This window comes from Brevundimonas sp. UBA2416, assembly GCF_002343105.1.
In the GTDB taxonomy this organism is placed as follows: domain Bacteria; phylum Pseudomonadota; class Alphaproteobacteria; order Caulobacterales; family Caulobacteraceae; genus Brevundimonas.
In genome coordinates this window covers 29683-56079 of sequence record NZ_DDRM01000041.1, presented here as the reverse complement: position 1 = coordinate 56079, position 26397 = coordinate 29683, and the positions used below count along the sequence as shown (strand labels likewise).

Genomic DNA, 26397 nt, shown 5'->3' with positions numbered 1-26397 from the left:
CAGCTCGCGCTGGCCGCGGCCGATCGGGATCAGGGTGTCGATGGCCTTCAGGCCGGTCTGCATCGGCTCATGCACCGACTTCCGCGGGATGATGCCCGGGGCCTTCACGTCCACGCGGCGGCGCTCGGTAAACTGGATCGGACCCTTGCCGTCGATCGGCTCGCCCAGCGGGTTGACGACGCGGCCCAGCAGACCCTTGCCGACCGGCACGTCCACGATCTCCCCCAGACGGCGGACCTCGTCGCCCTCGGCGATCTGGTTGTCCTGGCCGAAGATCACGGCGCCGACGTTGTCGCGCTCGAGGTTCAGGGCCATGCCCTTCACGCCGGCCTTGGGGAATTCAATCATCTCGCCGGCCTGGACATTGTCCAGACCGTGGATGCGGGCGATGCCGTCGCCGACCGACAGCACCTGGCCGACGTCGGACACGTCCGCTTCAACGCCGAAAGAGGCGATCTGCGACTTGAGGATGGCCGAGATTTCGGCGGCGCGGATGTCCATGACAGGCTCTCTGTTATCGTCTTGTCAGCGCGCCGGTCGGGCGCGCTGAATTCTGGTGGATCAGCGCGCTTACGCGCGCTTCAGGGCAAACTTCATCTGGTCGAGCTTGGTCTTCAGCGAGGCGTCGAACAGTTTCGAGCCGACCTTGACCTTGAGGCCGCCCAGGATCGACGGATCGACGCGGGCGGTCATCTCCGGATCCTTGCCCAGCGAAGTGCGGAGCGCGGTCTGGATGGATTTCATCTGGGCGGCGGTCAGCGCCTGGGCCGATACGACCTCGGCGGCGACGACGCCCGTCTTCTTCGCGTGGAGCAGCTCGAACCCGGCGATCACGGCCGTCAGGTCGCGCGAGCGGCCGTTCTGGGCCAGCAGGCCGAGGAAATTCTTCGTCACGCGATTGAACTTCGCCTTGTCGGCGATGGCGGTCAGACCCTTTTGCTGGTCCTCGGCGGCGATCACAGGCGACTGGGCCAGACGGCGCAGATCGGCGCTCTCGTTCCAGGCCGCGCGCAGCGAGGCGAGGTCGGCGCGAACGGCGTCCAGAACGCCCGTTTCATCAGCGAGGTCGAACAGCGCCTGTGCGTAGCGCTCGCCGACTTCCGTCGTCCTGTAGTCGTCAGCCACTAGTCATGTCCGCGCGGTTAGCGTTCGGGTTGGCGACCGGCGGCGTGTCCGCGCCAGTCAAAGGTCTGAAATGCTTTGAGAAAGCACTTGGGGGACGCGTCTCGCAACGCGCCCTCCGGCTCAGCCGGGCGCCTGATAGCATCGTAACCCCCGGACCGCAACCGAGACAGGCCGCCGCATCACGCCGGATTGCCGCACCTGCAACCTCCGCTGTACAGAGGCATTCCGGCCCCACGCCCTCAGGATCACGCGACAGATGTTCGACTCCATACTTCCCCTCCTCTCGGATCCCGCCGCCTGGGCGGCGCTCATCACCCTGATCGTGATGGAGGTGGTGCTGGGGATCGACAACCTGATCTTCATCTCGATCCTGTCGAACAAGCTGCCGGAGGAGCATCGCTCGCGGGTCCGCCGCATCGGCATCTCGCTGGCGCTGATCATGCGCCTGGCCCTGCTGTCGATGATCGCCTGGATCGTCAGCCTGACCGCCCCGGTCTTCACCGTCATGGACAATTCCTTCTCGTGGAAGGACATGATCCTGATCGCCGGCGGCCTGTTCCTGGTCTGGAAGGCGACCAAGGAAATCCACCACACCGTCGATCCCACGCCCGGCAAGGACCTGCTGGAGAAGGACAAGGCCGACGTTGTCATCTCCAACGTCGGCTCGGCGATCTTCCAGATCATCCTGCTGGACCTGGTCTTCTCGATCGACTCCATCCTGACCGCGGTCGGCATGACCGATCACCTGCCGATCATGGTCGTGGCCGTTCTGGTCGCCGTTACCGTGATGCTGCTCGCCGCCGATCCGCTGGCCGAATTCATCAACAAGAACCCGACCGTGGTCATGCTGGCCCTCGGCTTCCTGCTGATGATCGGCATGGTGCTGATCGCCGAGGGCTTCGGCGCCCATGTGCCCAAGGGCTATATCTACGCCGCCATGGCCTTCTCGGCCGGGGTCGAGATCCTGAACATGTGGAGCCGCAAGGCCTCGACCAAACGGGAGAGCGCCCAGCAACTGAGGGCCCAGGCCGATCAGGCGGAGGCCAGGGCCCGGGCGGCCGAGGCCGAGGCCGACGCGGCCGACAGCCGGGCCTGATCCATGCGGACCGGCGCGCCCGTTCTGGCGGTCGCCCTGTTCCTCGGGCTCGCCGCCTTCGTCGCGCCCGCTGCGGCGGTCGCGCAGGTGCCGGTCTATGGCTTCGAGGTCGTGCGGACCTATCCGCATGACCGCCGGGCCTTCACCCAGGGGCTGGCGTTCCACAACGGCGAACTGCTGGAAAGCACCGGACGCTATCCGTCGACCGTGCGGCGGGTCCGGCTGGAGGACGGCGTCGTGCTCCAGATGCATGAGCTGGACGACGAATATTTCGGCGAAGGCCTGACCGTCATCGGCGACCGGATCGTGACCCTGACCTGGAAGAACGGCAAGGCCTTCGTCTGGGACGCCGACGACCTCGAGCCGCGCGGCGAGCACGCCTATGAGGGCGAAGGCTGGGGGCTGACCCATGACTCCACGCGGCTGATCCTGTCGGACGGCACCGCGGCGCTGCGCTTTCTCGATCCCGTGACGCTGGAGGAGACCGGCCGCGTCCCTGTCACCCTGCAGGGCCGGCCGGTCACCCAGATCAACGAACTGGAATGGGTCGAGGGCGAGGTGTTCGCCAACCTGTGGCAGACCGACTTCATTATCCGCATCAATCCGACGACGGGCGAGATCACCGGCATTATCGACCTGACGGAGCTGATGCCGGACCGGAGCGGGCTCGACCCGACCGACGCCGTCCTGAACGGCATCGCCTGGGACCCGGTCGGCCGCCGCCTGTTCGTGACGGGCAAGAACTGGCCGACCCTGTTCGAGATCCGGCTGACGGGGCCGAGGTAGGTTCTCCCTCCCCTTCATGGGGAGGGAGAAGCGCCCTAAAGAAAGCTGTACGGATCCACGTCCACACTCAGTCGCACCGATCCCGGCACCTTCACCCGCGCCAGCCAGGCCCGCAGGAAGCCCTGCAGGTCCACGTCGCGGTCGGCGCGGACCAGCAGCCGCTTGCGCCGCCGGCCGCGCACCAGGGCCAGGGGGGCGTCGGCGGGGCCGTAGACTTCGAGGCGGTCGGCGTTGGGAATCGAACCGGCCAGTTCGCGCGCCAACTTCTCCACCGCGACCGGATTTTCGCTCGACAGGATGATCGCCGCCAGTCGGCCGTAAGGCGGCAGGAAGGCGGCCTCGCGCTCGGCCATCTCGGCGGCGACGAAGGCGTCCCGATCGCCGGCCGCCAGCGCCTGCAGCACCGGGTGTTCGGGCGTCCAGGTCTGCAGGATGGCCCGTCCCGGCTTGTCGGCCCGCCCGGCCCGGCCGGTGGCCTGGGTCAGCAGCTGGAAGGTGCGCTCCGCCGCCCGCAGGTCGCCGCCGCGCAGGCCGAGGTCGGCGTCCACCACCCCCACCAGCGTCAGCCGCGGGAAGTTGTGGCCCTTGGCCGCCGCCTGGGTGGCCACGAGGATGTCGATCTCGCCGTCGGTCATGCGCTGGATCAGGGCGCGGGCGGATCGGGCGTCGGGCGTGGTGTCGGAACTGAACACCGCCGTGCGGGCCTCGGGGAACAGCTGACGCACCTCCTCCTCGACCCGCTCCACGCCGGGGCCGACCGAGACGAGGCTGTCGACCGCGCCGCACGACGGACAGTGTTTCGGCCGCGCCATGGTGAAGCCGGTCAGGTGACAGACCAGCCGCCCGGTGTAGCGGTGCTCGACCAGCCAGCTGTCCGTATCCGGCGCCGTCATCCGGTGGCCGCAGGCCCGGCACAGCACGACGGGCGCATAGCCGCGCCGGTTGAGGAACAGCAGGGTCTGTTCGCCGCGCTGCAGGGTCTCGCCGATCGCTTCGCGCAGCGGCTGCGACAGCCAGGTCTGCGGATCGGGCGGGCACTGGCGCAGGTCCAGCAGGGTCACCTCAGGCAGCAGGGCCGCCCCGTGCCGCGCCGCCAGTTTGAGCCAGCCGTAACGACCCTGATGCGCGTTCCACAAAGTCTCCAGCGAGGGCGTGGCCGAGGCCAGCACCACCGTCGCCCCCTCGATCCGCGCCCGCGCCACCGCCAGGTCGCGGCCGTGATAGACCAGACCCTCGTCCTGTTTGAACGAGCCGTCGTGCTCCTCGTCCACCACCACCAGCCGCAGGTTCACATAGGGCAGGAACAGCGCCGACCGCGCCCCGACCACGATGTTGCAGCGGCCGGCGACCACCGCCTCCCAGACCTGGCGCCGGCGTGGGGGGGCGACGCCCGAATGCCATTCGGCCGGAGCGGCGCCGAAACGGGCCGTGATCCGCGCGATCAAGTCCTGGGTCAGGGCGATCTCGGGCAGAAGAATCAGCACCTGCGCCGCCGGATCGGCCTTCAGCGTCCGCGCCGCCGCCTCCAGATAGGCCTCGGTCTTGCCCGAGCCGGTGACTCCGTCGAGCAGGAAGGGAGCGAAGCCGCCCTTCGCCGTGGCCTCCGCCATCGCCGTTGCCGCTGCCGCCTGATCAGGGTTCAGCATCGCCGGGGCATGATCGGGATCGGGCGCGTCGAAGGCGGCGACAGCCTCGATCTCGATGACCTCGAGGACGCCCTCGTCCAGGAGCCCCTTGATCACGCCGGAGGAGACGCCCGCCGCCCGCGCCAGATCGGGGCCGGGCATGGACCGTTGGCCGAGCGTCTCGAGCACAGCCGCCCGGGGCGCCGTCAGCTTGACGGGCACGCGGTCCCCGACGCGGCGGACGCGGCGCTCGGGACGGGGGCGAGGCGCGCGCAGGCCCTTCAACGCCGCCGCCGCCATCTCGCCGGGCGCGCTCAGCGTCCAGCGCGCGGCCCATTCGACGAAGTCGACGGTGCGTTCGGGCAGGCGCGGATCGTCCAGCACATGGTCGATGGCCTTCAGCCGCCGGTTCGACCCTGTCGTCTCCCGCGCCTCCGAGACAATGCCCCGCATCAGCCTCGGCCCCAGCGGCACGGCGACCTGATCCCCGCGCACGACGTCAAGCCCCTCGGGGACTTCGTAGTCGAAGGCTTCCGGCACCGGCAGGGGGATGAGGACGCTGGCGACTTTCACCGCCCTTCGCGCTCCGCTAGAGAGACCGACATGAAACTCTTTCTCGACACAGCCGACGTCGCCGTCATCAAGGACATGGTCCCCACCGGCATGGTGGACGGCGTCACCACCAATCCCTCGCTGATCGCCAAATCCGGTCGCAACATCGCCGAGGTCATCGCCGAGATTTGCGCCCTCGTCGAGGGGCCGATCTCCGCCGAGGCCGTGGCGACCGATTTCGAGACCATGGTGAAGGAAGGCGACAAGCTCGCCGCCATCGCACCGAATGTCGTCGTCAAACTGCCCCTGACCTGGGACGGGCTGCGGGCGGCGCGGGCCTTCGCCGACAAGGGGATCCGGACCAACGTCACCCTGTGCTTCTCGGCCGCCCAGGCCATGCTGGCCGCCAAGGCCGGCGCGACCTTCATCTCGCCCTTCGTCGGCCGGCTGGAAGACCACGGCGCCGATGGCATCGGTCTGCTGGAGGAAATCCGCGTACTGTACGACGTGCACGGCTTCGACACGCAGATTCTGGCCGCGTCCCTGCGCAATCCGGGGCACGTCAGCGCCGCCGCCGTGGCCGGCGCGGACGCCGCCACCATCCCGGCCGACGTTTTCAAGGCCCTGGTCAAGCACCCGTTAACCGACAAGGGGCTTGATGCCTTCCTGGCGGACTGGGGCAAGACGGGTCAGTCCATCCTGTAGTTTGACCTCGAGGAGAGGTTTGTGAGCGTTTCGCCTGACCTCTCGACCAAGCCGGAAGAGCCCCACTGGCCGGAGATCCGTGCGTGGCTGCAGGCCAACGCCCAGATCCTGCTGGACGACCGCTCGCTGCTGGAAGAGATCGGGCTGAAGCCCCACGGGCGCAATGTGGTCGAGTTCGGCCGCGCCGCCCTGACCAGGCTGGAGGAGGCCGCGGAGCGCGAGGCCGACGCCCGCAAACGCATTGAATCCATCGCCCGGGCCAATTTCGCCGCCCAGACCCAGACCCATGTCGCGGCGCTGGACCTGATGGAGGCGCGCAACCCGTCCGATCTGGCCCGCCGTCTCGATGCGGTGGCGCAGGGCCGGTTCGGCCTGGCCGGTGCGGCCATCGCCCTTGAGAAGCCCGGCGGGGTGCCGTTCGGCTGGCGCGGACTCGAGGCCGGCGGCGTCGATTCCCTGCTGGGCGAGCACGGCCTGACCTGGCTCGGGCCCAATTTTGACGGCCTGAACCTGTTCGGCGCGTCAGAGGCCGAGGTGAAGTCCGTCGCCCTGATCCGCATGGCCCCGCAGTTTCCCGGCGCGGAGGCGCCCGCGCGCCACGCCATCTGCGCCTTCGGTTCGCCCGAGGAGGACGGTTTCACCCCGACCATGGGCTGCGAACTGGTGGCCTTCATCGCCCGGGTGGTGGAACGGACAGCCGAGCGATGGCCGATCCTCAACTGACGAGCGCCGGGGAAGCCCTCGCCGCATGGCTGGAGCATCTGGCCCACGAACGCCGGCTGGCCGCCAATACGCTGGAAGCCTACGGCCGCATCGGGCGGCTGTATCTCGCCTTTCTGGAGCGGCACCGGGGTGGACCGCAGCGGCTGGCCGATCTGGGGACGGTGACCGCGGCCGAGGTGCGCGCCCATCTGGCCGAGCGGCGATCGGGTGACCATCCACTGGCCGCCAGATCGATCAGCCAGACCCTGTCGGCCATCCGCGCCTTCCACGGCTTCCTCGACCGGCGCTGCGCCACGCCGGCGCCGCAACTGGCCCTTGTGCGGGGCCCGCGGATCAAGCCGTCCCTGCCCCGCCCCGTCAGCGAGGACCATGCCCGCGGCCTTCTGCAGGAGACCGATGCAGATCCGGACACCGAGGCCTGGGAGGCCGCGAGGGACCGGGCCGTCCTGACCCTGCTGTACGGCTGCGGCCTGCGGATATCGGAGGGGCTGTCGTTGATCCGGTCCGACGCCCCCCTGCCCGAGACCCTGCGCATCACCGGCAAGGGTGGCAAGACGCGGCTGACCCCCGTCCTGCCCGCGGTCCGCGAGGCGGTCGACGGCTATCTGGCCCTCCTGCCCTTCCCCCAGGCGCCGGATGACGCCCTGTTCCGCGCCCGTCGCGGCGGACCGCTGACGCCTCGTCACGTTCAGGCCATGGTCCAGCGGCTGCGCGGGCGGCTGGGCCTGCCCGCCACGGCGACGCCCCACGCCCTGCGTCACAGCTTCGCCACCCATCTTCTCGGCGCCGGAGCCGACCTGCGTTCGATTCAGGAACTGCTGGGCCACGCCAGCCTGTCGACGACCCAGAAATATACCGCCGTCGATGCCCACAGGCTGTTGGACGAATATTCCGCCGCCCACCCGAGGCGTTGAAAGCCGCGGGCTGGTCAGCTTCTCTGAACGGGGTACAGTGAAGCTCAAAACCGCTTGGGAGGCGGCGCTGGGCGTGAGTGATATTCAGGGCCTTGACCGTCGCGGTCTGATCGCCGGCCTGACCGCGGCCGTCGGCGTGGGCGCCGCCTGGCCCGCCGCAGCCCAGGACGCTGCGCCGGAGCCCGAGGGCGAGATACAGCCGATCCAGCTGCTGGCCAATCTCTTCACCCGGGTGGGTGCCGCGGTCTTCATCAACAACCGCGGTCCCTTCACCTTCGTGATCGACACGGGCGCCGGAACGACGTCCATCGCCGATACGCTTGCGGACCAGCTGGCGTTGCCGCCGCTCCAGCCGGTGCTGGTGCACGGCATTACGGAAGCCCGGATCACCCGCAGCGTCGGCGTCAGCCGGCTGCAGCTCAGCGGACTGGGTTTCCGCGACCTCACCTGCCCCGTATTCGAGCGCGACCAGCTGGGCGCGGACGGCTTGATCGGTCTCGACGTACTGGGACGGTTCAAGCTGCAGTTTGACGTCGTGCGGCGCGCGGCCAGCCTCACAATCCGCGGCGTCGCCATCGTCATGGGCGGCGACATGCAGACCGGCTCGCGGATTCGCCGGCAGGGACTGCGGGCGACGACCGGCCGCTTCGGCCAGATGATGCTGACGCAGGTGACCGTCGATGGTCAGCCCACGATCGCCTTCATCGACAGCGGCGCCCAGTATTCCATCGGCAATCTGGCGCTTCGGCGGGCGATCGCGGCGCGGCGGCGGGACGGCGGGCGTCTGTCGCGAGCGGTGCCCATCTATGGCGTGACGGGCCAGAGCCTGAGCGCCGATCTGGCCCAGGTCGATGACCTGCGGCTGGGCGCGAACCGCCTGGGGGCCACCCCCATGCTGTTCGCCGACCTGCACTGTTTCCGGACCCTGGGCATCAGCGAACGGCCGGCCCTGCTGATCGGCGCCGACCTGCTCGGCCGGTTCAGGGACGTCACGCTCGACTTCCCCAATGACACGGTGACCTTCGCCGGATTGCGCCGTCAGTCGACGCGGGCGCTGGAGCTTCCGGGCGTTTAGGCCTGCATCGTCCAGCCTTCGACGCCCATGGCCGCCTGTTTGACGGCCTCGGACCGGGTCGGATGCGGGTGACAGGTGCGGGCGAGGTCTTCCGACGAGCCTCCGAAGGCCATGGCCACACAGGCCTCGCCGATCATCTCGCCGGCCTGCGGACCCATGATGTGGACGCCGAGGATCCGGTCGGTGGCGGCGTCGGCCAGCACCTTGGCGAAGCCGTCGGTCTCATGGTTGATCTTGGCCCGGCTGTTGGCGCTGAACGGGAATTTCCCGACCTTGTAGGCGACGCCGTCCGCTTTCAGCTGGTCCTCGGTCTTGCCGACCCAGGCGACTTCGGGGGCGGTGTAGACCACGCTGGGGACCAGATTGTAGTCGACGTGACCGGCCTTGCCCGCGATCAGCTCGATCACCGCGACGGAGTCCTCCTCGGCCTTGTGGGCCAGCATCGGGCCATGGGTGACGTCGCCGATGACCCAGACGCCGTCCGCAACCTTGAAATGGTCGTTGTCGAGGAAACCGCGCTTGTCCGGCGTGACGCCGACCGTCTCCAGACCCAGACCCTCGGTATAGGGACGGCGGCCGATGGCGACCAGAACGACATCGCCCTTCAGCGTCTCGGCGGCGCCGCCGGCGGCCGGTTCGACGGTCAGTTCGACGCCGTCCTTCGATGAGGTGGCGGCGGTGACCTTTGACCCCAGTTTGAAGCTCATGCCCTGTTTGGTCAGGGTCCGCTGGAAGGCCTTGGCCAGGTCGCTGTCCATGCCGGGGGTGATGCGGTCCAGATACTCCACCACCGTCACCTGCGCCCCCAGCCGGCGCCAGACCGAGCCCAGCTCCAGACCAATGATCCCGGCCCCGACGACGATCAGGTGTTTCGGCACGGCCGGCAGCGACAGGGCGCCGGTGGAGTCCACCACCTTGCCGTCCTCAAAGGCCACGCCCGGCAGGGGGGTGGGCTCGGAGCCGGTGGCGATGACAATGTTCTTTGCGGAAAGGGTGCTGACCGTGCCGTCCGCCGCGGTGACCTCGACCTTGCCGGCGCCGGCGATGCGGCCGCGGCCGCGGACCCAGTCGACCTTGTTCTTCTTGAACAGGAATTCGATGCCCTTGGTCAGGGCGGTCACGCTGTCGGCCTTCTGGCCCATCATCTGCGCCAGATTGAGCTTCGGCGTCACCTCAATGCCGAGGCCGGCGAATTCCTTGCCCGCCATCTCGTAGAGCTCCGAGGCGTGCAGCAGGGCCTTGGAGGGCATGCAGCCGACGTTCAGGCAGGTCCCGCCCAGGGTCTCGCGCATCTCGACACAGGCCGCCGTCAGGCCCAGCTGGCCGGCCCGGATGGCCGCATTGTACCCGCCCGGACCGCCGCCGATGATCACGACGTCATACGAGGCGCTGGGAACGGCGGCTTCAGCCATGGAATCTCTCGGGTCTGTCGTGGGCGCGGAAAGGCGCGCGGAACCTAACGGCCCGCCCGCAGGGGTCAACCGTCAGCCCGCATATAGGAAGCCGCACGGCCAATCCGCAGTCGGTGATCAGAAATTCAGCTGGCCCGCTTCGCGCTTGCGGCGGATGCGGCGGCTGGCGATGACCACCAGCACGCCCAGCAGGAAGACCGCGCCGAGCACCAGCCAGACCGGATCGACCGGCAGGCCGCCCATGGCCTCGGGCGCCGCCATGGAGGTGGGGCCGCCGGAGCGGGCGGCGACATCGCCTCCACCCTGCTGGTCGAGCGCCAGCCTCAGGACGGCGTCGGCGATGAAGCCGAGGAAATAGGCCACGGCCGCCCGGGGGTTGCCCGAGCCCAGCAGCACGGCGGCGACCAGATAGAGGACGACCGCGCCGGCCCACAGGGTCCAGGCCGGCAGGAAGCCGAACAGGTCTCCGCCCGACCCGGCCTCGGCGCCCATGCGCGATGCAGCCACATCGGGCCCGGCGCCTTCGAGGAAGGGAGAGATGAACGGCCAGGCCAGCCAGCCGGCGTAGCCGATGACCGCCAGCACCACGATGAATCGCAACAGCTTCATATTGAACCTCCCGCCCCCGCGTTAACCACCATACGCCGGGCTGGCGAACGGTGAAAGGCGGCGGCTCAGGCGGCGTTTGGAAGGGTGATCGAGACCTCGGCGCCCTCGCCGGGCGCGCTGTCGATCGACAGGACGCCGCCCGACTGCCGGGCGAAGGCATAGGCCTGGGACAGACCCAGACCCGCCGCGCCCTCGCGGGTGGTGAAGAAGGGCTCGACCGCGCGGGCGGCCAGATCGCGATCCATGCCCGGGCCGCTGTCCCGCACGCTCAGACGCACCCCGCCCTCCAGCATGGTCTCCAGCCGCACCGCGACCGATCCCCGGCCGGCGACGGCGTCGATGGCGTTCTGGGTCAGGCCGCGGACCGCGCCCTCGAAGGCGACGGGATCGAGACGGACAGGGGCTTCCCCGGACGGTCCTTCGATCATCAGGTCGACACCCGGTCCGCCGAGGGCGCGCAGACGCGTTTCCATGCCGCGCAGCAGGACCCCGGCGTCGAGGACGCGCAGCACCGGTTCGTCATCGCCCTGCGAAAAGGCGGTCAGGCGCCGGGTCAGAAGTTCGCCCCGCTGTCCGGCGGCCAGGGCGGCCTGACCGATGCGGCGCACCCGTGCGGGATCGTCGGCCTGACGCAGCATCATGTCGAGCGCACCGGTCATCACGCCGAGCAGGGCGTTGAAATCATGCGCCAGTCCGCCGGTCAGACGGCCGACGCTTTCCATCCGGCGACCTCCGGCCAGCTCGGCCTCGGCGTCCTCTTCAGCCTTGCGCGCGGCGGCCCAGGCGGCCTGCGCTTCCTCGCGAGCGGCGGCCGCGGCGGCGATCGCTTCCTCAGCCTGACGGCGCGCTTCTTCGGCGGCTTCACGCAGGGCGAGGGTTTCGTCGGAGCCTTCCTCAGGCGCGCCCTCCGTCGCCACGACGACCGGTTCGGCGGTCCGGGCCGGATCAGCGCGTTCGCCGGCCAGCAGCAGGGCGTCGACGCGGCCGTCGGCGTCGGTCAGGGGCAGCATGGACCAGCGGATGCCGTCCTCCGCGCCGTTGCGCGAGACGAAGGGCTCGGCCTCGCCAGCCGGAGCCGCAAGGGCGGCGCGCAGGGCCTGGCGGCCCTCGACGCGCTCTTCCTCGGCCAGGAACAGGTCGGAAAAGTCGCCTTCAGCCTCCGGGCGGCCCAGCACCAGCAGGGCCGTGCGGTTGGCTTCGCGGACCCGGCCGTCGGCGCCGACCACGATCAGGGCGCTGGAGGCGGCGTCGAAGACCCGGCGGGTCAGGTCGTCGGACGGCCCCGCGACAGGCTCGGCCATCAGGGCTTCGGGCATTTGCAGGCCTTCGGTCTCGACGATGGCGGCGGTCGATCCCGTGATCTGGCCCAGTTCATTCTCGATCGGCATGGCCGTGACCGAGACCAGCATCTTGCGGCGCGAGGCGGGGTTGGCCAGCAGATGCTGGAAGCCCCGCACCGTCTGGCCGCGCAGGGCGCGGGCGCTGGGCAGAAGGTCCGGCGGCACGGGCCGGCCGTCTGGGAAGGTGATGCCCCAGGTGGCCGAGTGGAAACGCAGGCCGATCAGTTCGGCGTCCTTGCGGCCGAGCAGCTGGTGGGCGGCGCGGTTGGCGAAGACGAATTTGCCCTGCAGGTCGGTCTCGACCAGGGCGACGGGAATGGCGTTCAGGGTTTCGAACAGGCGCTTCTGGGAATCTTCGGCGACGCGCTGGACCAGATCGAGCTGATCCGACGTGCTGACGTGACGCGTACCGTTGCGGAAGGCGAACCACAGGGCGACGAGGCCCACGATCCAGCCCACGGCGGCGACCGCCCCCAACACCCACATCCAGTTCACCTGGCCTTCGAGAAACATGCGACCCGACTGTCCCGTTCTGGCGCCACGCGCGCCTGTCCGGGAGACACCTTGCAAACGGCGAACCGAACCGGCCCGCTTTCGCCCCGAAGGCGACCTAGCCGGGCTTGGACGCGCCGTCCAGCGTCGTCGTGCCGGATCGGGACGGCGCCACGAAATGGGGCCGGGCGTCGCCGCCCGGCCCCTCATCACTCACCGGCGCGAGTTGGCTCAGAAGGCGACGCGCATCACCAGCTGATAGACCGGTCCGGCGCTCTCGGTTTCCAGTTCGTACTCGTCGTAGTCCCGGGCGATCTGATCGGCCTGATCGCCGAACTTGTCGAACACCTCGTCCTTCGAGCTGTCGAGCAGGTTGGAGCCGGTCAGGCGGATGACGGTGTTCGAGAAAATCCGCTTCTCGATGAACACTTCCAGATCGGCGCCGTACGAGGTCACGATCTCTTCCGCATAGACGCGTTCGAAAGCGTCGGCCTGTTTGCGGTAGGTGGCGCCGAAGGCGAGTCCCCAGGTCGGAATGTCGTGGGTGAAGCCGAAGTTGTAGACATAGTCCGACTGGCTGTTGAAACGGCGCTCACCGAGAACGTCCTCGACCGTGCTGTCCAGCCAGGAGGCGTTCAGGAACACGCCCGTCGACTCCATGCCGATGAAGTCCAGCGGTGTGGAGAGGTCGAACTCGACGCCATAGACCTGGCCGTCGCCGACATTGTCGATCGACTCGATGAAGGTGCCGGCACCCCCGCTGCCCTGCAGGCCGGTGTTGACGTCCTCGATCAGGTCGGTGACGTCGCGATAGAAGGCGTTGATGCCGACCACGCCACGGCGGCCCAGACGACGCTCGAAGCCGAGGTCCACGCCCCAGGCCGTTTCCGGCTCGAGCAGCGGATTGCCGCGGAAATCGTTGTCGCCCCGTTCCTCTTCCAGGGTCACCGGGGCCAGATCGTCGAAATCGGGGCGGCGGACGGTGCGGGCGACCGACAGCGTCAGGCGATCCGAGGCCGAAAGGCGGTAGCGCAGGCTGGCCGAGGGCAGCAGGACGGCGAAATCGTTGTCGATGCCGGCGATGGTGGTGTCGGTGGCCTCATAGCGCAGGCCGGCTTCCCACTTCAGGGCGCCGGCCTCGCCCGAGAACATTACATAGGGGTCGAACCGCGTCTCTTCGATGACGTAGTTGTTGGTGTTGAACACGAACGGCGGCTGGGCCGGGCGCGGGGTCGGGGCGTTCGGAATGTTGAACCGCACGCGGTCGGCCACCACGGTGGTCGAGTCGCGCTCCTTGCTGACCGCCTGGAGGCCGAACTCCATCTCGACGTCGTCGCCGACAGGCCGGCTGTGTTCAACGGCGAACGACATCTCCTCGTCCCGCAGGTCGCGGAACTCGAGCTCGGCCGTGTAGCGGTCCTCATCGGGGAAGGGCAGGCCGTCACGCAGGTATTCGGCCTCGTTTTCGAACTCGGACTGTTCGTCGTCGAAGGCGGCATAGGCGAGCTTGATCCGGGTCTCGCCACCCAGCATGTCGCGCTCATAGCGGGCGCGCAGGGCCAGATTGTCCGTCTGGATGTCGACGTCGTTGTCGTTGATCGACAGGATGTTCGCATTGGTCTCGATGCCGCTGCGGTATTCGATCGAATCCTCATCTTGCAGGCGTTCGGTGCGGACGAAGACGCCGGACAGATCCAGGGTCCCGCCTCCGACCTCGACCTCATAGGCGGCGTTGAAGGAGTAGTCGGTGCCGTCGCGGACATCAGTCTGGACTTCGGTGTTGTCCAGGGTGCCGCCCGGCTCATCGAAGCGCTGGCTGTACTTCAGCTTCGGATTGCGGCGGTCCTGGACACTGGCGCCGACCAGCAGTCGACCCGGTCCGACCTCGCCGCCGTAGACGGCCCCGAAGGTGGTCCCGACTTCATCGTCCGGGAACAGCAGGGCGCCCGCACGGATGTAGCCGCCATCCAGGGCGAGCGCATCGCGCAGGACGATGTTGATGGTCCCGGCCAGGGCGTCACCCGAACGGTTGGCCGAGGACGAACGGACCACCTCGACACGGTCGATCAGTTCGGCCGGGATGCGGTCGACGAAGAAGGAACGGTCAGCCTCGCCGCCGGGCACCCGCTCGCCGTTGATCAGGATCTGGGTGTAGCCGGGATCGAGACCGCGCAGGCGCACGCCATCGGATTCCAGCACGTCCGACAGGAAGGTCACGCTCGGGACGCGCTTGAGGGCGTCACCCACGGTCAGGGGCTCGAAGCGCTGGAAGAACTCGAGGTCGTAGGACAGGGTCGAGACCACGTCGTCAGTGCGGTTGCGCATCACCGGCTCGCCGGTGACGATCACCTCGTCCAGCGACGAGACCGGTCCTTGCGGCGCGGCGTCCTGACCCGACTGGGCGAAGGCGGCGCCGGCAAAGGCGAGCGGCGCAAGCGCAGCGCCGAGCAGAAGTCCGAGTTTCATAATTGAGGCATCCCCGATGACCGGTCGCCCCCACGGTCGCCGGTTCTGACGGCTCCGCTAGGCTGCGGCGGCGACACGGTCGCGACGCTTCCGAGACGCCAGCTTGGCTGTTTTCGAACGCCCGGGTGACAGGTCCTCCCGACACGGAGCGACTTTCATCCTCACGAGATCAAACCGTCACGCTCATTGGCTTGATCGATCCAGACCCCCATGGTTTTGCCGTCGGGCCATCACGGGATTCGGCCTCATGACCTCAAGAACTCTTGCCCTCCTCATCCTGCCCGTCATGTTGCTGGGGGCCTCCTGCGCCTCCGTCGAGGACCGCGGGCCGCAAGGGATTCTGGCGCCGGGCGACCCCGCCAGGGCCGTCATGGCGACCGTCGAGACCGTCGTGACCACCGATCCGGAGGTCGACGCGGACGATCCCGCTTTCTGGGCGGACCCGCGCGATCCGACGCGCGCCGTGATGTTCGGGACTGACAAATCAGACGGTCTGTACATCCACAATCTGGACGGCTCGGTCCGCCAGTTTCTGCCTTCGGGTCCGGTCAACAATGTTGATCTGCGTCCTGGCTTCCCGACCGCGGTCGGCGAGCGGGTTCTGGTCGCCGCCAGCAACGACGCGCCGGGCGGCAACGGCGTGAATCTGTATCTCTTCGATCCGGCGACCCTGACGACCTCGGACTACGGCTTCCTCTCCACGGCCTACGAGCCCTACGGCTTCTGCATGGGTCGGCGGGGCGACGCCTTCTATCTGGTCGTGACCACCAAGGCCGGGACCGTGCACCAGATGACGGTCACGGCGGGGTCGGCGGGGCCGGTGATCGGCGCGGAGCGGGTTCTGACACTGGGCAGCCAGCTGGAAGGCTGTGTCGTCAATGACGCGGCCGACACCCTCTATGTCGGCGAGGAAGACGTCGGCGTATGGCGCTTCGATTTCGATCCGGCCGGGCCATCGACCGCCACAGAGGTCGCCCGTGTCGATCGCAACCGGATCCGGGACGACGTCGAGGGCCTGACGATCCTGCGTGACCGCGGGGTCGAATATCTGATCGTCTCCAGCCAGGGCGACAGCACCTATCCGGTCTATCGCATCGAGGGGGCCGATCACGTCTATGTGGGACGGTTCGCCATCGTCGACGGCCCGGTGATCGACGGCGTCACCCAGACCGACGGGCTGGACGCCTTCTCCGGACCGATCGGCCGGTTCCCCGAGGGCGCTGTGGCGTTTCACGACCACGAGGATGCGCCCAATCCGGGACAGCAGAACTACAAGATCGTGGATTGGCGCGAGATAAGGGCTGCGCTGGGTCTCTAGCTCCGGCGCGCCCGTCTCCTGTCCATCGCGCCGAGTACCATGATGCCGATCGGGATCAGCCAATAGGTCACGCCCGGAAGCCAGGGCGCCGCCGCAAGCGCGGGCGACAGGGCGACAAGCCCCGACAGCACCCCGGTCACCGCCGCCAGCGTCCAGGTCCGCATCCAGGATCGCGCCGCCCGCCGCCCGTCTGCGTCGCCCGGTTCAATCGTCGCCTTCGCCTGCCGGAACAGCAGGGCGAACAGGACCGACAGGAACGAAAACCCGAGGCCGTAGATCATATAGGTCCAGCCCAGCTGATCGAAGCTGGCGAGAAGACCCGCGCCGGGCAATCGGCCGCCCGAGATGAAATGCGCGCCCGTCTCGGTCAGCAGCCGCAACGGGAAGACAAAGACGAGGACGGAGAAGACGATGGCGAGGCTGAGCAGGGTCGCCCGGCCGTCCCGGCGGGGCCCCAGCGACGACCATGCGCGGTGGGCCAGCCAGAACATGACGATGAGGGCGAAGCCGCAGAGAAAGGCCGGAATCCGCGCCAGCGCGTCCAGCAGATTGTCGAACGATCGGAGCGGCTCGCCGCCGGCGATGATCAGCAGCGACACGGCGAAGGCGAAAGCCGCGTCGACGAAGGCGTCCAGCCTCTGCGACTCCACCGGTTTACTGCGGGATGACTGATGCGTCTGATCGCTCATGGCCCGCCCCCGACCGTCCGGCCTCCCCCGACCGAACCCGGAGCGTGCGCGATTCAGGAGCCGGTGACAACGGATCAGGCGTCAGTCGAAGCCGTCCCGGCTGCGGCGACGCGCCTGGCGCCGCCGTCTGCGTTTGAGACTGTTCGCGATTTCGGGACCGAAGAACAACGCCATCATCAGACCGAACCCGGCCGCCAGGCCGACCCCCAGCATGGGCTCAGCCCCACCGGTAGGGCAGAACGGCCGCGAACAACTGCTCGCGGTTGCCGACCCCCAGCTTGACGTAGATACGCCGGACGTGGGTGCGCGCGGTCTGGACCGAGACCGCAAGCTGAAGGGCGGTCTGATCAACCGTCATTCCGTCCAGCAGGCTTCGCAGAATGCGTGTTTCCGACGGCGTCAGCCTGAGATGCGCGCCAACGTCGGACCACAGGTAGCGGTCGGCGTCGGCCATGGCCTGCCAGGTCAGCAACCAGGCCGGCGGCGCGTCTGGCGGCGCGATGGCCTCGGCCCGTACCAGCCAGGCGTCTTCCGCCTTCAGAGCCCAGACACCGCAGCCTGTGTCGAGAGCGCTCAGAAAGGCCCGCAGGCTGTCTTCCTGGCGGCGCAGCGACAGGATCAGGCGATTGTCGCTCAGGCTGACCGGGCCGCGACGTGACATCAAGGCCAGGGCGGCTGCGTTTGACCACAGCACCTCCAGCTCGGCGCTGACCAGCATCTCGGCCGACCGACATGTGGCGGCGCGGTGGTCGAAATAGCGGACCGCTTCGGGTGCACATCGAAACGATGGAGAGCTCGAGGGACGCGGCGCCGACATTGGTTCCACCCTGGATTGACCGAGGGCTGGAAGCTTAGCGGCGCTGGCGCCCCACCCCCACGTCTACGCGTCCCAGTTCCTTGACTGTCCGTCCCAGGTCGGATCCTCAGCCTGTCCGTGACCGGCCGAGCCAGTCGAGCCAGACGTCATAGCGGTACGGTAGCTGCCGCAAGGAATTCGCCGACTGGCCGGTGACCGGCGCACTCGCCGCCTGACCCGGCGAATGCCCGAAGCGACTGCGAAACACCCGACTGAAGTGCGCTTCGCTGGCGAAGCCGTGCTGATAGGCGACCTGCGACACGGTCGGGTGTCGTCCGGCCCGGCGGCGAAGGACGTCGCGGGCGCGTTCGAGTCGCAACGTCTGAATCCGCCTTTGAACGCCGCCATAGTTGGCGAAGGCCCGGTAAAGCGTTGATCGGGAGGCCCCCGCAGCAGCGGCGATCTCGTCCGGGGTCAAGGTCGGATCCAGCAGGCGCAACTCAATGGCGCGCGTCGCCCTGATCCGCACCGTCCGGTAGACCGCCTCGGTCTGGTCGGCTGTCGGCCTCACGAATCGTCCGACACCGCGCCCGGCGATCAGCAGGGCCGCTTCGATAGCGGCGTCGCCCTCCTCATGGGTGAGGTCCGCGGCAACTTCGGCCAGCGTGGTCAGATGGCCCGCCAGCAAGCGGGTGACGGCCAGGCTCGCCGGCATGGCCAGCCCATGGATTTCGCCTGCCAGCATCCAGTCGGGCGCCTGCGCGCGCGGGATGGTCAGGTTGATGACATCCACCTGGTCAATGTTGGACACGGACGGGCGGCTGAAATCGCGGAAATGGATCGTGCCCGGGCCGCTGCGGACATCCCGACCGTCACAGTCTCCGCGCAGGTTCGACAGGTTCAGGAAGAGGTTGATGGAATCGACATGCGACCGCCGGATCAGAGGCGCGGGACGCCTGAGGGTCTGGGCGCTTGATCGTCCCCGCCCGATGGCGCCGCTCTCGAACAGCGTGATCGATGTCCGATTGGCGAATGCGACGGCATCCGCCCGCGACACGTCAGCGACTTCGTACAGATCCCCGATCGCCTGACGATAGAAGTCAAAGGCGCCGGGTTCACCCACGGACGAAATGTCCCAGGCATGGGTCGCCGGAGACGCGACAAGCTTAACCATTACAAATCTTTGTGGATTCGGTTCCCGCAAACCTAGGCCAGCCCGACCTCAACGCAAGCGAGGAATTTCCGGCCACACCACTTCCGCTAGATGCTTTCGCTTTCCTCCAGCTCGCCGACCGAGACCGGGTCGCCCGGCAGCGCCGCGACGGCGGCGACCCAACGGGCGGCGCGAAGCGTCAAACACCGCTGCATTCGGTTCCGGCGCTCCCGCCAGACCTGGCCCGCGGGGGGCGCACCGGTACGTTTTACGGGCTGGAGCCGGACAGCGCTCGGCCTAACTGAAGGAGCCGCGCGCATTCGCGTCGGAGCCGCCCGGTTCCCGGGTAATCGCGAGGTCCAGCCTTTCCCGCGGGAAAGGGGCCTTCCAGTCTTGAGAGTTTAATCCATGCGAACCTACCTGCCGCTCACCCTGATCGCCGTGTCGACCTTGCTCGCCTCTTGCGGGACGATCGCTGAAAGTACGAACAACCTCAGCGACGACAGCATCGCCAATCAAACGTCTGGCGTGCTGGGCTATGCGCCATCGGATCTGACCGTGGTCAGCCGTCGGACCAGCGGCGTGAACACCTATGTGGAAGTCCGGGCTGAGGACGGCAGAAGTTTCAACTGCATCGTGAACGGCGGCAATCTGCTGTCGCTCGGTCTGACAAATCCCCCGTCGTGTGCGCCCAAGGGACAGCCTGTACAGAGCGGACCGGGTCGCTAGGCGTCGTCCATTTGACGAGGAGCCGTCCTGACACACGTCGGGCGGCTTTTCGTTCGCCTTTCTGGTCTGGCGACCGGGCCTCTTCAATCGACTGGAGCGGGCGAAGAGATTCGAACTCTCGACCCCAACCTTGGCAAACTCACGCCGCCCGGGGCGGAAATTGAAAAAGGCCCGATCTGGCGACCGGGCCTCTTCAATCGACTGGAGCGGGCGAAGAGATTCGAACTCTCGACCCCAACCTTGGCAAGGTTGTGCTCTACCACTGAGCTACGCCCGCACTTCAGTCGGAGGCGGGCGTATAGCGGGAAGGCCCGACCTCTCGCAAGTCCCCCGTCGCACAATTCGGCGCTCAAGCAGCGAGCAACCGCGTTGCGGGCGTTAGCGCCTGCGCGAAGTGCATCCGCGCGTCAGCGCGGCGCCAACCGGATTGCGCCGTCGAGCCGGATGCATTCGCCGTTGATATAGACGTTGCGGGCCAGCTCCAGCACCAGCGAGGCATAGTCCGCGGGCGTGCCCAGACGGCTGGGGAAGGGGATGGCGGCGGCCAGGGCGTCCTGGATCTTCTGGTCCATGCCGGCCATCATCGGCGTCCACATGATGCCGGGCAGGATGGTGTTGCAGCGAATGCCTTCCTGGGCGAGGTCGCGGGCGACCGGCAGCGTCATGGCATAGACGCCGCCCTTGGAGGCCGAATAGGCCGCCTGGCCGATCTGGCCGTCCTGGGCCGCCACCGAGGCGGTGTTGACGATCAGGCCGCGTTCGCCATCGGCCATGGGCTCCAGCGTCACCATGCCAGCGGCCGACTGGCTGAGCACCCGGAAGGTGCCGAACAGATTGACCCGCACGGTGCGTTCGAACCCGGCCATGTCGTGGGCGCGGATCTCGCCGGTGTCCTTCTTGCGGCTGACGGTCTTCTGCCCGGTGGCGATGCCGGCGCAATTGATCGTCAGACGCTCCTGGCCGTGGGCGGCGCGGGCCTTTTCGAAACCGGCGGCCACCGAGGCGTCGTCGGTCACGTCGACCAGGCAGAAGATCCCGCCGATCTCCCTGGCCACGGCCTCGCCCTTCTCGGCGTTCATATCGAACAGGGCGACCTTCGCGCCCGTGGCCGCGATGGCGCGCGCCGTCCCCTCGCCGAGGCCCGAGGCTCCGCCCGTCACCACCGCCGCAATCGACCCGTCGAGTTTCATGGCCGGAGCCCCTATGTTGTTTGAACCTGAGAACGTCGCGGGGATTTAGCCGCCATGACCACGAATGCCAAACCGATGACCCCTGAAGACGCGCTGGATCCGTCCCGCGCCCTCGTGCCCTCCGTCCAGCAGGTCAATGAGGTACGGGTGCAGAAGGGGTTCTGGCCCAAGATCCGGCGCACCGCGGCCTGCATCCCCTTCGCGCGTCAGGTGATCAGCGTCTATTACACCGCGCGGGATCCCGAGACGCCGATGGCGGCCAAGGGTATCATGCTGGGCGGGCTGGCCTATTTCATCCTGCCCATCGACGCCATCCCCGATGTCTTCGCCGGCATCGGCTTCACCGACGACGCCGCGGTCATCGCAGCCCTGATAGCCACCCTGGGAACCCATATCAAACGCCGCCACAAGGATCAGGCCGACGCGGCGCTGGAACGGTTGCGGGACGACTAGACCGCCTGATGGGAGCGGAGCCAGCCGGTGATCGACAGACGGTCCCTGGGGGCGAAGCTGGCCACCTGGGTCACGGCGTGGCGCATCGGCACGGCGAAGATGTTGAGGGCGTTGAAGGCGGGCGCGAAGCCTTCCTCGATGTGTCCGTCTGCGCCCTCAAAGGCCAGCACCCCGCCCCAGTCGGCGCGCCAGCCGCGGGTCAGGTTCAGCACATAGGCATAGAGCCGGTTCTTGCCCTCGGCCCCGTCGTCGTGGCCGGTCAGGACGTGGCCGGGCCGGTAGCGCGTGGCCTGGGCGTCGGCGAAATCGATGCGGTCATCGCCGGTCACGCCCCGGACGAAGGCGAGGAAGTCCGGGCCATTGAGGAAGTCGAGCACCTCGCTGACGGCGTCGCGCGGCGCGTCTTCGGGCTCGAGATCCAGACGGCGGGTGTCGAAGATGTACTGCATGCGCGGTTCGGCCCCGTCGACGCGGGCCTGATCGATCCAGCCCTGTTTGCCGGGCTCGGCGGCGACGCGCCCGCTCAGGGGCAGTTCGAAGAATTCGCCCCCGGCCGAGACGCTGACCTTCCACCCGTCGAAGGCCTCCATGGCCGCGACCACCGCTTCGGCGCTGTCGAGATCGAGGACGCCCGGGATGTGCAGTCGCCGCCGCGCCTCGAACGCCCTGTGCAGCGCCGCGACGTCCAGCGACGGCGACAGCCGCAGGGTCACGAGTCGACCGTGACCACGACCTTGCCCATCACCGACCGGTCGCCCAGCGCCTTGATCGCCTCATGGGCGCGTTCCAGCGGGAAGGTCTGGCTGACGCGCGGACGGATCTTTCCATCCTCCCAGAAGCGCAGCAGGTCGGCCATGTTGGCGGCGTGGGCGGCGGGGTCGCGCATCACCGCGGCGCCCCAGAAGACCCCGATCACCGACACCGACTTCAGCAGGGTCAGGTTCAGCGGCAGGGATGGAATCCCGGCCGGGAAGCCAACCACCAGATAGCGGCCGTTCCAGTCCATCGACCGGATGGCCGGCTCGCAATAGTCGCCACCGACCGCGTCATAGACCACGTCCGGACCATCGCGGCCCGAGGCCAGTTTCAGCTCGCCCGACAGCTCCTTCTGGGCCGCCTTGTCCATCTTGCCGGACGGATAGATCAGGCCATTGTCGGCGCCGGCTTCGAGCGCGAACTGGACCTTGTCGTTGGTCGAGGCCGCGGCGATGACATGCGCGCCCATGGCCTTGCCCAGCTCGACCGCGGCCACGCCGACGCCGCCGGCAGCGCCCAGCACCAGCAGACTCTCGCCCGCCTTCAGCTGGGCCCGATCCTTCAGGGCGTAGTAGGAGGTGCCGTAGGTCATCACCAGGGCGGCGGCGGTGTTGAAATCCATGGCGTCGGGGATCTTCATCACCGAGGCGGCCGGGACCGCCAGCCGTTCGACCATGCCACCCCAGCCGGGCACGGCGATGACGCGGTCGCCCTTGCGGACCGTGGTCACCCCCTCGCCGACGGCCTCGACCACGCCCGCTACCTCGCCGCCGGGCGAGAAGGGGCGAGTCGGCTTGAACTGGTATTTGTCCTCGATGATCAGGGTGTCAGGGAAGTTGACGCCCACGGCCCGGACCTCGATGACAACCTCGCCCTTCATCGGCCTGGGATCCAGCACCTCCTCGACGACGAGGGTTTCGGGACCGCCGGGGGCCTTGGACAGGACAGCGCGCATCAGGGGGTCTTTCTGAAGGGGTTCGGGGCCGGGGCCCGACCGGGGAGGAGGCTCAGATCAATCTGGCGCACCCAGCCGGTGATTGACAGACGCGGGGCTCCGGCGAAAGGGGCCACACAGGAGACGGCGTGAGGCTGGGGCACACGGAACAGGTTGAGCGCGTTCCAGGCCGGGCTGTAGGCCTCGGCCACATGGCCGTCGGCGTCGATGAAGTTCAGCAGTCCGCCCCAGTCCGTCCGCCAGTGCGGCGTCAGGTTCAGGACATAGGCGTAAAGCCGGCCCTTGCCCTCGGCCAGGTCGTCATGCTGGGTCAGATAATGCCCGCGTTCGTACCGGGTGGCCTGTGCGTCGACGAAATTGGGGCGCTGATCACCGGTCAGCGCGCGCACGAAATCGAGGAACGCCGGGCTGTTGAGAAAGGCATAGGCGGCCGCCAGCTCTGCAGCGAGCGGTTGGCGTTGCTCGGCCAGATCGCTGATGCGGACGTTGTCGAACATATAGTGGAAGCCGTCGCGCGCCTCGGCATGGGCCAGTTGAAGGAAGCGCATCGCCTGGTCAGGCGGAAAGGCCTCCAGCTGTTCGACGGGCACGTCGACGGTCTGGCCGCCGCCCATGGTCGAGCAGAGCCAGAGTTTCTCGGTCGCGAGCGCGCGGTGCAGCATCTCGGCTGACGCAGGCTTGAGGAAGCCGGGGATGTGGATTCGGCCGAATTGTTTGAAGGCGGCAGTCATGGACGACGGCTTCAGGCCCGGATCGATCTCGATGCGGGCGGAATTCGAAACCGCGAAGGATCCTCGATCTTGCACGGATCATCCCTTGGCGCGCATGACGGGCGAAAGCCTTGCCATCTTACTGCAAAGCTAGCGACCCTGGACCCGAGAGAAAAGAGGCCCCGATGACCGGCAGACCCGCCCTCATCCTCCACGGCGGCGCCGGCGCCCGGCGCGAACGCGACTACACCCTCGAAATCGCCCACATGGGCGAGGTCGTCGCGGCCATGAAGGCGCGGCTGGACGCGGGGGCGTCGGCGCTGGACGTGGCGGTCGAGGCGACGGTGCTGCTCGAGGATTCCGGTCTCTATGTCGCCGGCCGCGGGGCCTCGCCCAATCTGGCGGGAGCCTATGAGCTGGACGCCAGTCTGATGGACGGGGCGACGCGCAAGGCCGGGGCGGTCGCCGCCCTGCAGGGCTTCCGCAATCCCGTCGTGGCCGCGCGCGCCGTGATGGACCGCACGCCCCATGTGATGCTCGCCGGCGAGGGCGCCGCCCTGTTCGCACTCGATCAGGGACTGGAGCGGATCGCCGATGAAACCGCCTGGTACACCCGGGCCGGTCAGGGCGAGGACAATCATCCGCCGGGGACGCTGGCGCACGGCACGGTCGGCTGCTGCGTGCTGGACCGCGACGGACGGCTGGCGGCGGCGACCTCGACGGCGGGCGTATTCGGCAAGATGCCGGGCCGCGTGGGCGACACCCCGATCCCCGGCGCCGGCAGCTGGGCCGACGGGCGCGTCGCGGTCTCGGGCACCGGTCAGGGCGAATACTTCATCCGCGTCGCCGCCTGCGTTCAGGTCAGCTGGCGCGTCGCCGCGGGCCAGACCCTGGCCGAAGCGGGCCGCGCCGTGATCGACGAGATCGGCGGCATGGGCGGGGACGGCGGCCTGATCGCCCTGGACCGCGACGGGAACATCGCCGCGCCCTTCAACAGCCAGGGCATGAAACGGGCCTGGCTGACCCCCGACGGCGAGATCGGGGTCGAGGTGTTCGGGCGCTAGACGGAGGAGCCTTACGGCGATTTAATCCTCTGGCGAACGTGGTTCATCCGGCGTTCACCGCCCGCCACGCTAAAGCTTGCCGCGAAAACCGGGAGCCCGAAATGAAGTCCGCCACGACCGCCGTCCTGGCCGCCGCCCTGCTCGCCGCCACGGCCTGTGCGCCCGTCATCGAGGGCGGTCCGCCCATCGCCTTGCCGATCGGCCTGCAGGAGACCGCCCAGGTCGGCAGCATCACCCTGTCGACCGGCTGGCTCGACGCCGAGGAGGATTTTTCGGAGACCTTCTCCGAAGAGGTGCACGAGGAACTGCGGCGCTGCATGTGGGGCACCGCGCCGATCAACGTCCGGGTCCATGTCGACGAGATGCAGCGCGCCGGCCGGCTGGAAACCCTTTTCACCGGCGACGGCGTCCATACGCTTTCGGGCACGGTGGAGTTCGTCGATCCGGCCAACAACCGCGTGCTCGGCCGCTTCCCTGTTTCGGTGGCGACCAGCGCCCAGGGCCGCCTCGGCGGCGTGCTCGGCGACCGCCAGATGATGGTGTCCGAAGAATTCGGCCGCGCCGTCTGCGAGCAGGCCTTCGGCCGCAATCCGCGCGACCGCGGACCGCATAACGCGACGGGGGGCTGACGGCACCGGGGCGGCGTCTCAACGCCGTCGATCGGGCTGGATCAGGGCGTCGCCCGGCCGGCGGCGATGGTGCTTTGCCTGCCGTAACCGACGACGCCGGCGGAATCACTGGCGTTTCCGCGCCGATGGCCGCCGCTCATGCATCTGTAGTCCTGCCGGGGGTCGCCGGTCTGGCTGCCGGTCCGGACCAGTTCGGAGTCAGCGCTGCACTGCTCGGCCCGCTCGGCCATCGTCAGGTTGACGGGTTCGACCGTGGTGCTGCAGGCGCCGAGGGCGAGCGTCCCTCCGGCCAGAAGAATGGAAACCATCGAAGCACGCATAGCTGGTCCTCCTTCGGAGGCCGGCAGATCGGCCCCTGCCGGGAAATAGATACCCGCCGTGACCGCTCGTCAAGGTTGATTTATCCAGCCTGAAGTTGCGGAATCGCATGGAGACGTCAGCAAAAAGGGCCGGCGGATCGCTCCGCCGGCCCTCTTCGTTTCGTCCGGCCCGAAGCCTACTCCGCGGTACCCCGCGCCAGGTTGCGCAGCACATACGGCATGACCCCGCCGGCCTTGAAGTAGTCCAGCTCGGTCTGGTTATCGATGCGGCAGCGGACCGGGAAGCGGGCCATCTTGCCGTCCGACGGACGGAACAGCTCGACCCACAGGTCCTGACGCGGACGCAGCTTGCCGATGTTGACGTCCGACAGGCCGCGGATGGTGACGATCTCCTCGCCGGTCAGACCCAGACGGGTCCAGCCCTCGGCCTTGAACTGCAGCGGCACCACGCCCATCCCGACCAGGTTGGAGCGGTGGATGCGCTCGTAGCTCTCGGCCAGGACGGCGCGGACGCCCAGCAGGCGGGTGCCCTTGGCGGCCCAGTCGCNNGTCGCGCGACGAGCCGGTGCCGTATTCCTTGCCCGCGAAAACGACCAGCGGCCGGCCCTCGGACTGGTAGCGCATGGCGGCGTCATAGATCGACATCGTGTCCTGCGACGGGAAGTGGCGGGTGACGCCGCCCTCGATGTCAGGCGTGATCTTGTTGCGGATGCGG

The 26397-nt window shown here is 68.3% G+C and carries 25 protein-coding genes, 1 tRNA gene and 2 pseudogenes; 11 read left to right on the top strand and 17 right to left on the bottom strand.

The window, feature by feature from the left end:
* A pseudogene (locus tag B3E43_RS13250) lies at window positions 1–501 on the bottom strand (F0F1 ATP synthase subunit alpha); the annotation flags it as partial.
* 69 nt (window positions 502–570) lie between these two features.
* Entirely contained in the window at window positions 571–1125 is a 555-nt protein-coding gene (locus tag B3E43_RS13245; protein ID WP_292030258.1) for a F0F1 ATP synthase subunit delta, read from the bottom strand.
* A gap of 256 nt (window positions 1126–1381) precedes the next feature.
* On the opposite strand from B3E43_RS13245, the gene B3E43_RS13240 reads away from it, so the two are divergent.
* Together B3E43_RS13240 and B3E43_RS13235 are read left to right on the top strand one after the other, a co-directional pair.
* Window positions 1382–2221: a TerC family protein gene (locus B3E43_RS13240; protein ID WP_292030257.1), complete on the top strand. Its 840-nt coding sequence runs from the start codon at window positions 1382–1384 to the stop codon at window positions 2219–2221.
* A 3-nt stretch (window positions 2222–2224) separates the two neighbouring features.
* Window positions 2225–3007 (top strand): glutaminyl-peptide cyclotransferase, encoded by a 783-nt coding sequence (locus B3E43_RS13235; RefSeq protein ID WP_292030255.1) that lies wholly within the window; start codon window positions 2225–2227, stop codon window positions 3005–3007.
* A gap of 35 nt (window positions 3008–3042) precedes the next feature.
* Here B3E43_RS13235 and B3E43_RS13230 read toward each other — a convergent pair whose 3' ends face one another.
* Complete coding sequence (locus B3E43_RS13230; RefSeq protein ID WP_292030254.1) at window positions 3043–5205, bottom strand: primosomal protein N'; 2163 nt, start codon at window positions 5203–5205, stop codon at window positions 3043–3045.
* 30 nt (window positions 5206–5235) lie between these two features.
* Between B3E43_RS13230 and fsa the strand changes: the two genes are divergently transcribed.
* The 4 genes from fsa to B3E43_RS13210 are packed head-to-tail and all read left to right on the top strand — an operon-like array spanning window position 5236 to window position 8601.
* Entirely contained in the window at window positions 5236–5889 is a 654-nt protein-coding gene (gene fsa / locus B3E43_RS13225; protein ID WP_292030253.1) for a fructose-6-phosphate aldolase, read from the top strand.
* 21 nt (window positions 5890–5910) lie between these two features.
* Window positions 5911–6612 carry a DUF484 family protein gene (locus B3E43_RS13220; protein ID WP_292030252.1) on the top strand — a complete coding sequence of 234 codons (702 nt, stop codon included), beginning with the start codon at window positions 5911–5913 and terminating at the stop codon, window positions 6610–6612.
* Entirely contained in the window at window positions 6594–7526 is a 933-nt protein-coding gene (locus tag B3E43_RS13215) for a tyrosine recombinase XerC (protein ID WP_292030250.1), read from the top strand. The genes B3E43_RS13220 and B3E43_RS13215 overlap by 19 nt, the downstream gene beginning before the upstream one ends.
* Window positions 7527–7563: 37 nt before the next feature.
* A complete protein-coding gene (locus B3E43_RS13210) occupies window positions 7564–8601 on the top strand; it encodes a retropepsin-like aspartic protease (protein ID WP_292030247.1) in 1038 nt (345 codons plus the stop codon).
* On the opposite strand, the gene lpdA is transcribed toward B3E43_RS13210, so the two are convergent.
* The 4 genes from lpdA to B3E43_RS13190 all read right to left on the bottom strand — a co-directional run bounded on the left by lpdA (window position 8598) and on the right by B3E43_RS13190 (window position 14920).
* On the bottom strand, window positions 8598–10013 hold the full coding sequence (gene lpdA, locus B3E43_RS13205; protein WP_292030245.1) for a dihydrolipoyl dehydrogenase: 1416 nt from the start codon (window positions 10011–10013) through the stop codon (window positions 8598–8600). The genes B3E43_RS13210 and lpdA overlap by 4 nt on opposite strands.
* A gap of 117 nt (window positions 10014–10130) precedes the next feature.
* On the bottom strand, window positions 10131–10622 hold the full coding sequence (locus B3E43_RS13200) for a hypothetical protein (protein WP_292030243.1): 492 nt from the start codon (window positions 10620–10622) through the stop codon (window positions 10131–10133).
* Window positions 10623–10687: 65 nt separating this feature from the next.
* The gene (locus B3E43_RS13195) at window positions 10688–12475 is read right to left on the bottom strand and encodes an ATP-binding protein (protein ID WP_292030241.1); all 1788 of its coding nucleotides are present in this window, start codon (window positions 12473–12475) and stop codon (window positions 10688–10690) included.
* Between the two features lie 210 nt (window positions 12476–12685).
* Window positions 12686–14920, bottom strand: a complete 2235-nt coding sequence (locus tag B3E43_RS13190; protein WP_292030239.1) for a TonB-dependent receptor plug domain-containing protein — start codon at window positions 14918–14920, stop codon at window positions 12686–12688.
* A 247-nt stretch (window positions 14921–15167) separates the two neighbouring features.
* On the opposite strand from B3E43_RS13190, the gene B3E43_RS13185 reads away from it, so the two are divergent.
* Window positions 15168–16238 (top strand): phytase, encoded by a 1071-nt coding sequence (locus B3E43_RS13185; RefSeq protein WP_292030237.1) that lies wholly within the window; start codon window positions 15168–15170, stop codon window positions 16236–16238.
* Here B3E43_RS13185 and B3E43_RS13180 read toward each other — a convergent pair.
* From B3E43_RS13180 to B3E43_RS13170, 3 genes are all read right to left on the bottom strand, one after another.
* A complete protein-coding gene (locus B3E43_RS13180; RefSeq protein ID WP_292030235.1) occupies window positions 16235–16927 on the bottom strand; it encodes a TMEM175 family protein in 693 nt (230 codons plus the stop codon). The two genes, B3E43_RS13185 and B3E43_RS13180, sit on opposite strands and share 4 nt — an antisense overlap.
* A gap of 217 nt (window positions 16928–17144) precedes the next feature.
* Complete coding sequence (locus B3E43_RS13175; protein ID WP_292030233.1) at window positions 17145–17645, bottom strand: helix-turn-helix transcriptional regulator; 501 nt, start codon at window positions 17643–17645, stop codon at window positions 17145–17147.
* A 205-nt stretch (window positions 17646–17850) separates the two neighbouring features.
* Window positions 17851–18897: an AraC family transcriptional regulator gene (locus B3E43_RS13170; protein WP_292030231.1), complete on the bottom strand. Its 1047-nt coding sequence runs from the start codon at window positions 18895–18897 to the stop codon at window positions 17851–17853.
* A 387-nt stretch (window positions 18898–19284) separates the two neighbouring features.
* Between B3E43_RS13170 and B3E43_RS13165 the strand changes: the two genes are divergently transcribed.
* Complete coding sequence (locus B3E43_RS13165; RefSeq protein WP_292030229.1) at window positions 19285–19605, top strand: hypothetical protein; 321 nt, start codon at window positions 19285–19287, stop codon at window positions 19603–19605.
* A 202-nt stretch (window positions 19606–19807) separates the two neighbouring features.
* Here the strand turns inward: B3E43_RS13165 and B3E43_RS13160 are convergent.
* Both B3E43_RS13160 and B3E43_RS13155 read right to left on the bottom strand, forming a co-directional pair.
* Window positions 19808–19882 (bottom strand) — tRNA-Gly (locus B3E43_RS13160).
* 130 nt (window positions 19883–20012) lie between these two features.
* A complete protein-coding gene (locus tag B3E43_RS13155) occupies window positions 20013–20795 on the bottom strand; it encodes an SDR family NAD(P)-dependent oxidoreductase (protein ID WP_292030227.1) in 783 nt (260 codons plus the stop codon).
* 54 nt (window positions 20796–20849) lie between these two features.
* Here B3E43_RS13155 and B3E43_RS13150 point away from each other — a divergent pair, with 54 nt between their 5' ends.
* Window positions 20850–21248, top strand: a complete 399-nt coding sequence (locus tag B3E43_RS13150; RefSeq protein ID WP_292030226.1) for a YkvA family protein — start codon at window positions 20850–20852, stop codon at window positions 21246–21248.
* Here B3E43_RS13150 and B3E43_RS13145 read toward each other — a convergent pair.
* Genes B3E43_RS13145 through B3E43_RS13135 form a run of 3 tightly spaced genes read right to left on the bottom strand, consistent with a single transcriptional unit; the run spans window position 21245 to window position 23690 of the window.
* Entirely contained in the window at window positions 21245–21961 is a 717-nt protein-coding gene (locus tag B3E43_RS13145; RefSeq protein ID WP_292030224.1) for a 2OG-Fe(II) oxygenase, read from the bottom strand. The two genes, B3E43_RS13150 and B3E43_RS13145, sit on opposite strands and share 4 nt — an antisense overlap.
* A complete protein-coding gene (locus B3E43_RS13140) occupies window positions 21958–22959 on the bottom strand; it encodes an NADPH:quinone oxidoreductase family protein (RefSeq protein ID WP_292030221.1) in 1002 nt (333 codons plus the stop codon). Before B3E43_RS13140 ends, B3E43_RS13145 begins: the two co-directional genes overlap by 4 nt.
* On the bottom strand, window positions 22959–23690 hold the full coding sequence (locus tag B3E43_RS13135) for a 2OG-Fe(II) oxygenase (protein WP_292030219.1): 732 nt from the start codon (window positions 23688–23690) through the stop codon (window positions 22959–22961). Before B3E43_RS13135 ends, B3E43_RS13140 begins: the two co-directional genes overlap by 1 nt.
* Window positions 23691–23854: 164 nt before the next feature.
* Between B3E43_RS13135 and B3E43_RS13130 the strand changes: the two genes are divergently transcribed.
* A complete protein-coding gene (locus B3E43_RS13130) occupies window positions 23855–24733 on the top strand; it encodes an isoaspartyl peptidase/L-asparaginase family protein (RefSeq protein WP_292030217.1) in 879 nt (292 codons plus the stop codon).
* Between the two features lie 101 nt (window positions 24734–24834).
* Complete coding sequence (locus B3E43_RS13125; RefSeq protein WP_292030214.1) at window positions 24835–25362, top strand: hypothetical protein; 528 nt, start codon at window positions 24835–24837, stop codon at window positions 25360–25362.
* A 41-nt stretch (window positions 25363–25403) separates the two neighbouring features.
* Here B3E43_RS13125 and B3E43_RS13120 read toward each other — a convergent pair whose 3' ends face one another.
* The gene (locus B3E43_RS13120) at window positions 25404–25682 is read right to left on the bottom strand and encodes a hypothetical protein (protein WP_292030213.1); all 279 of its coding nucleotides are present in this window, start codon (window positions 25680–25682) and stop codon (window positions 25404–25406) included.
* A 176-nt stretch (window positions 25683–25858) separates the two neighbouring features.
* A pseudogene (locus tag B3E43_RS13115) lies at window positions 25859–26397 on the bottom strand (aconitate hydratase); the annotation flags it as partial.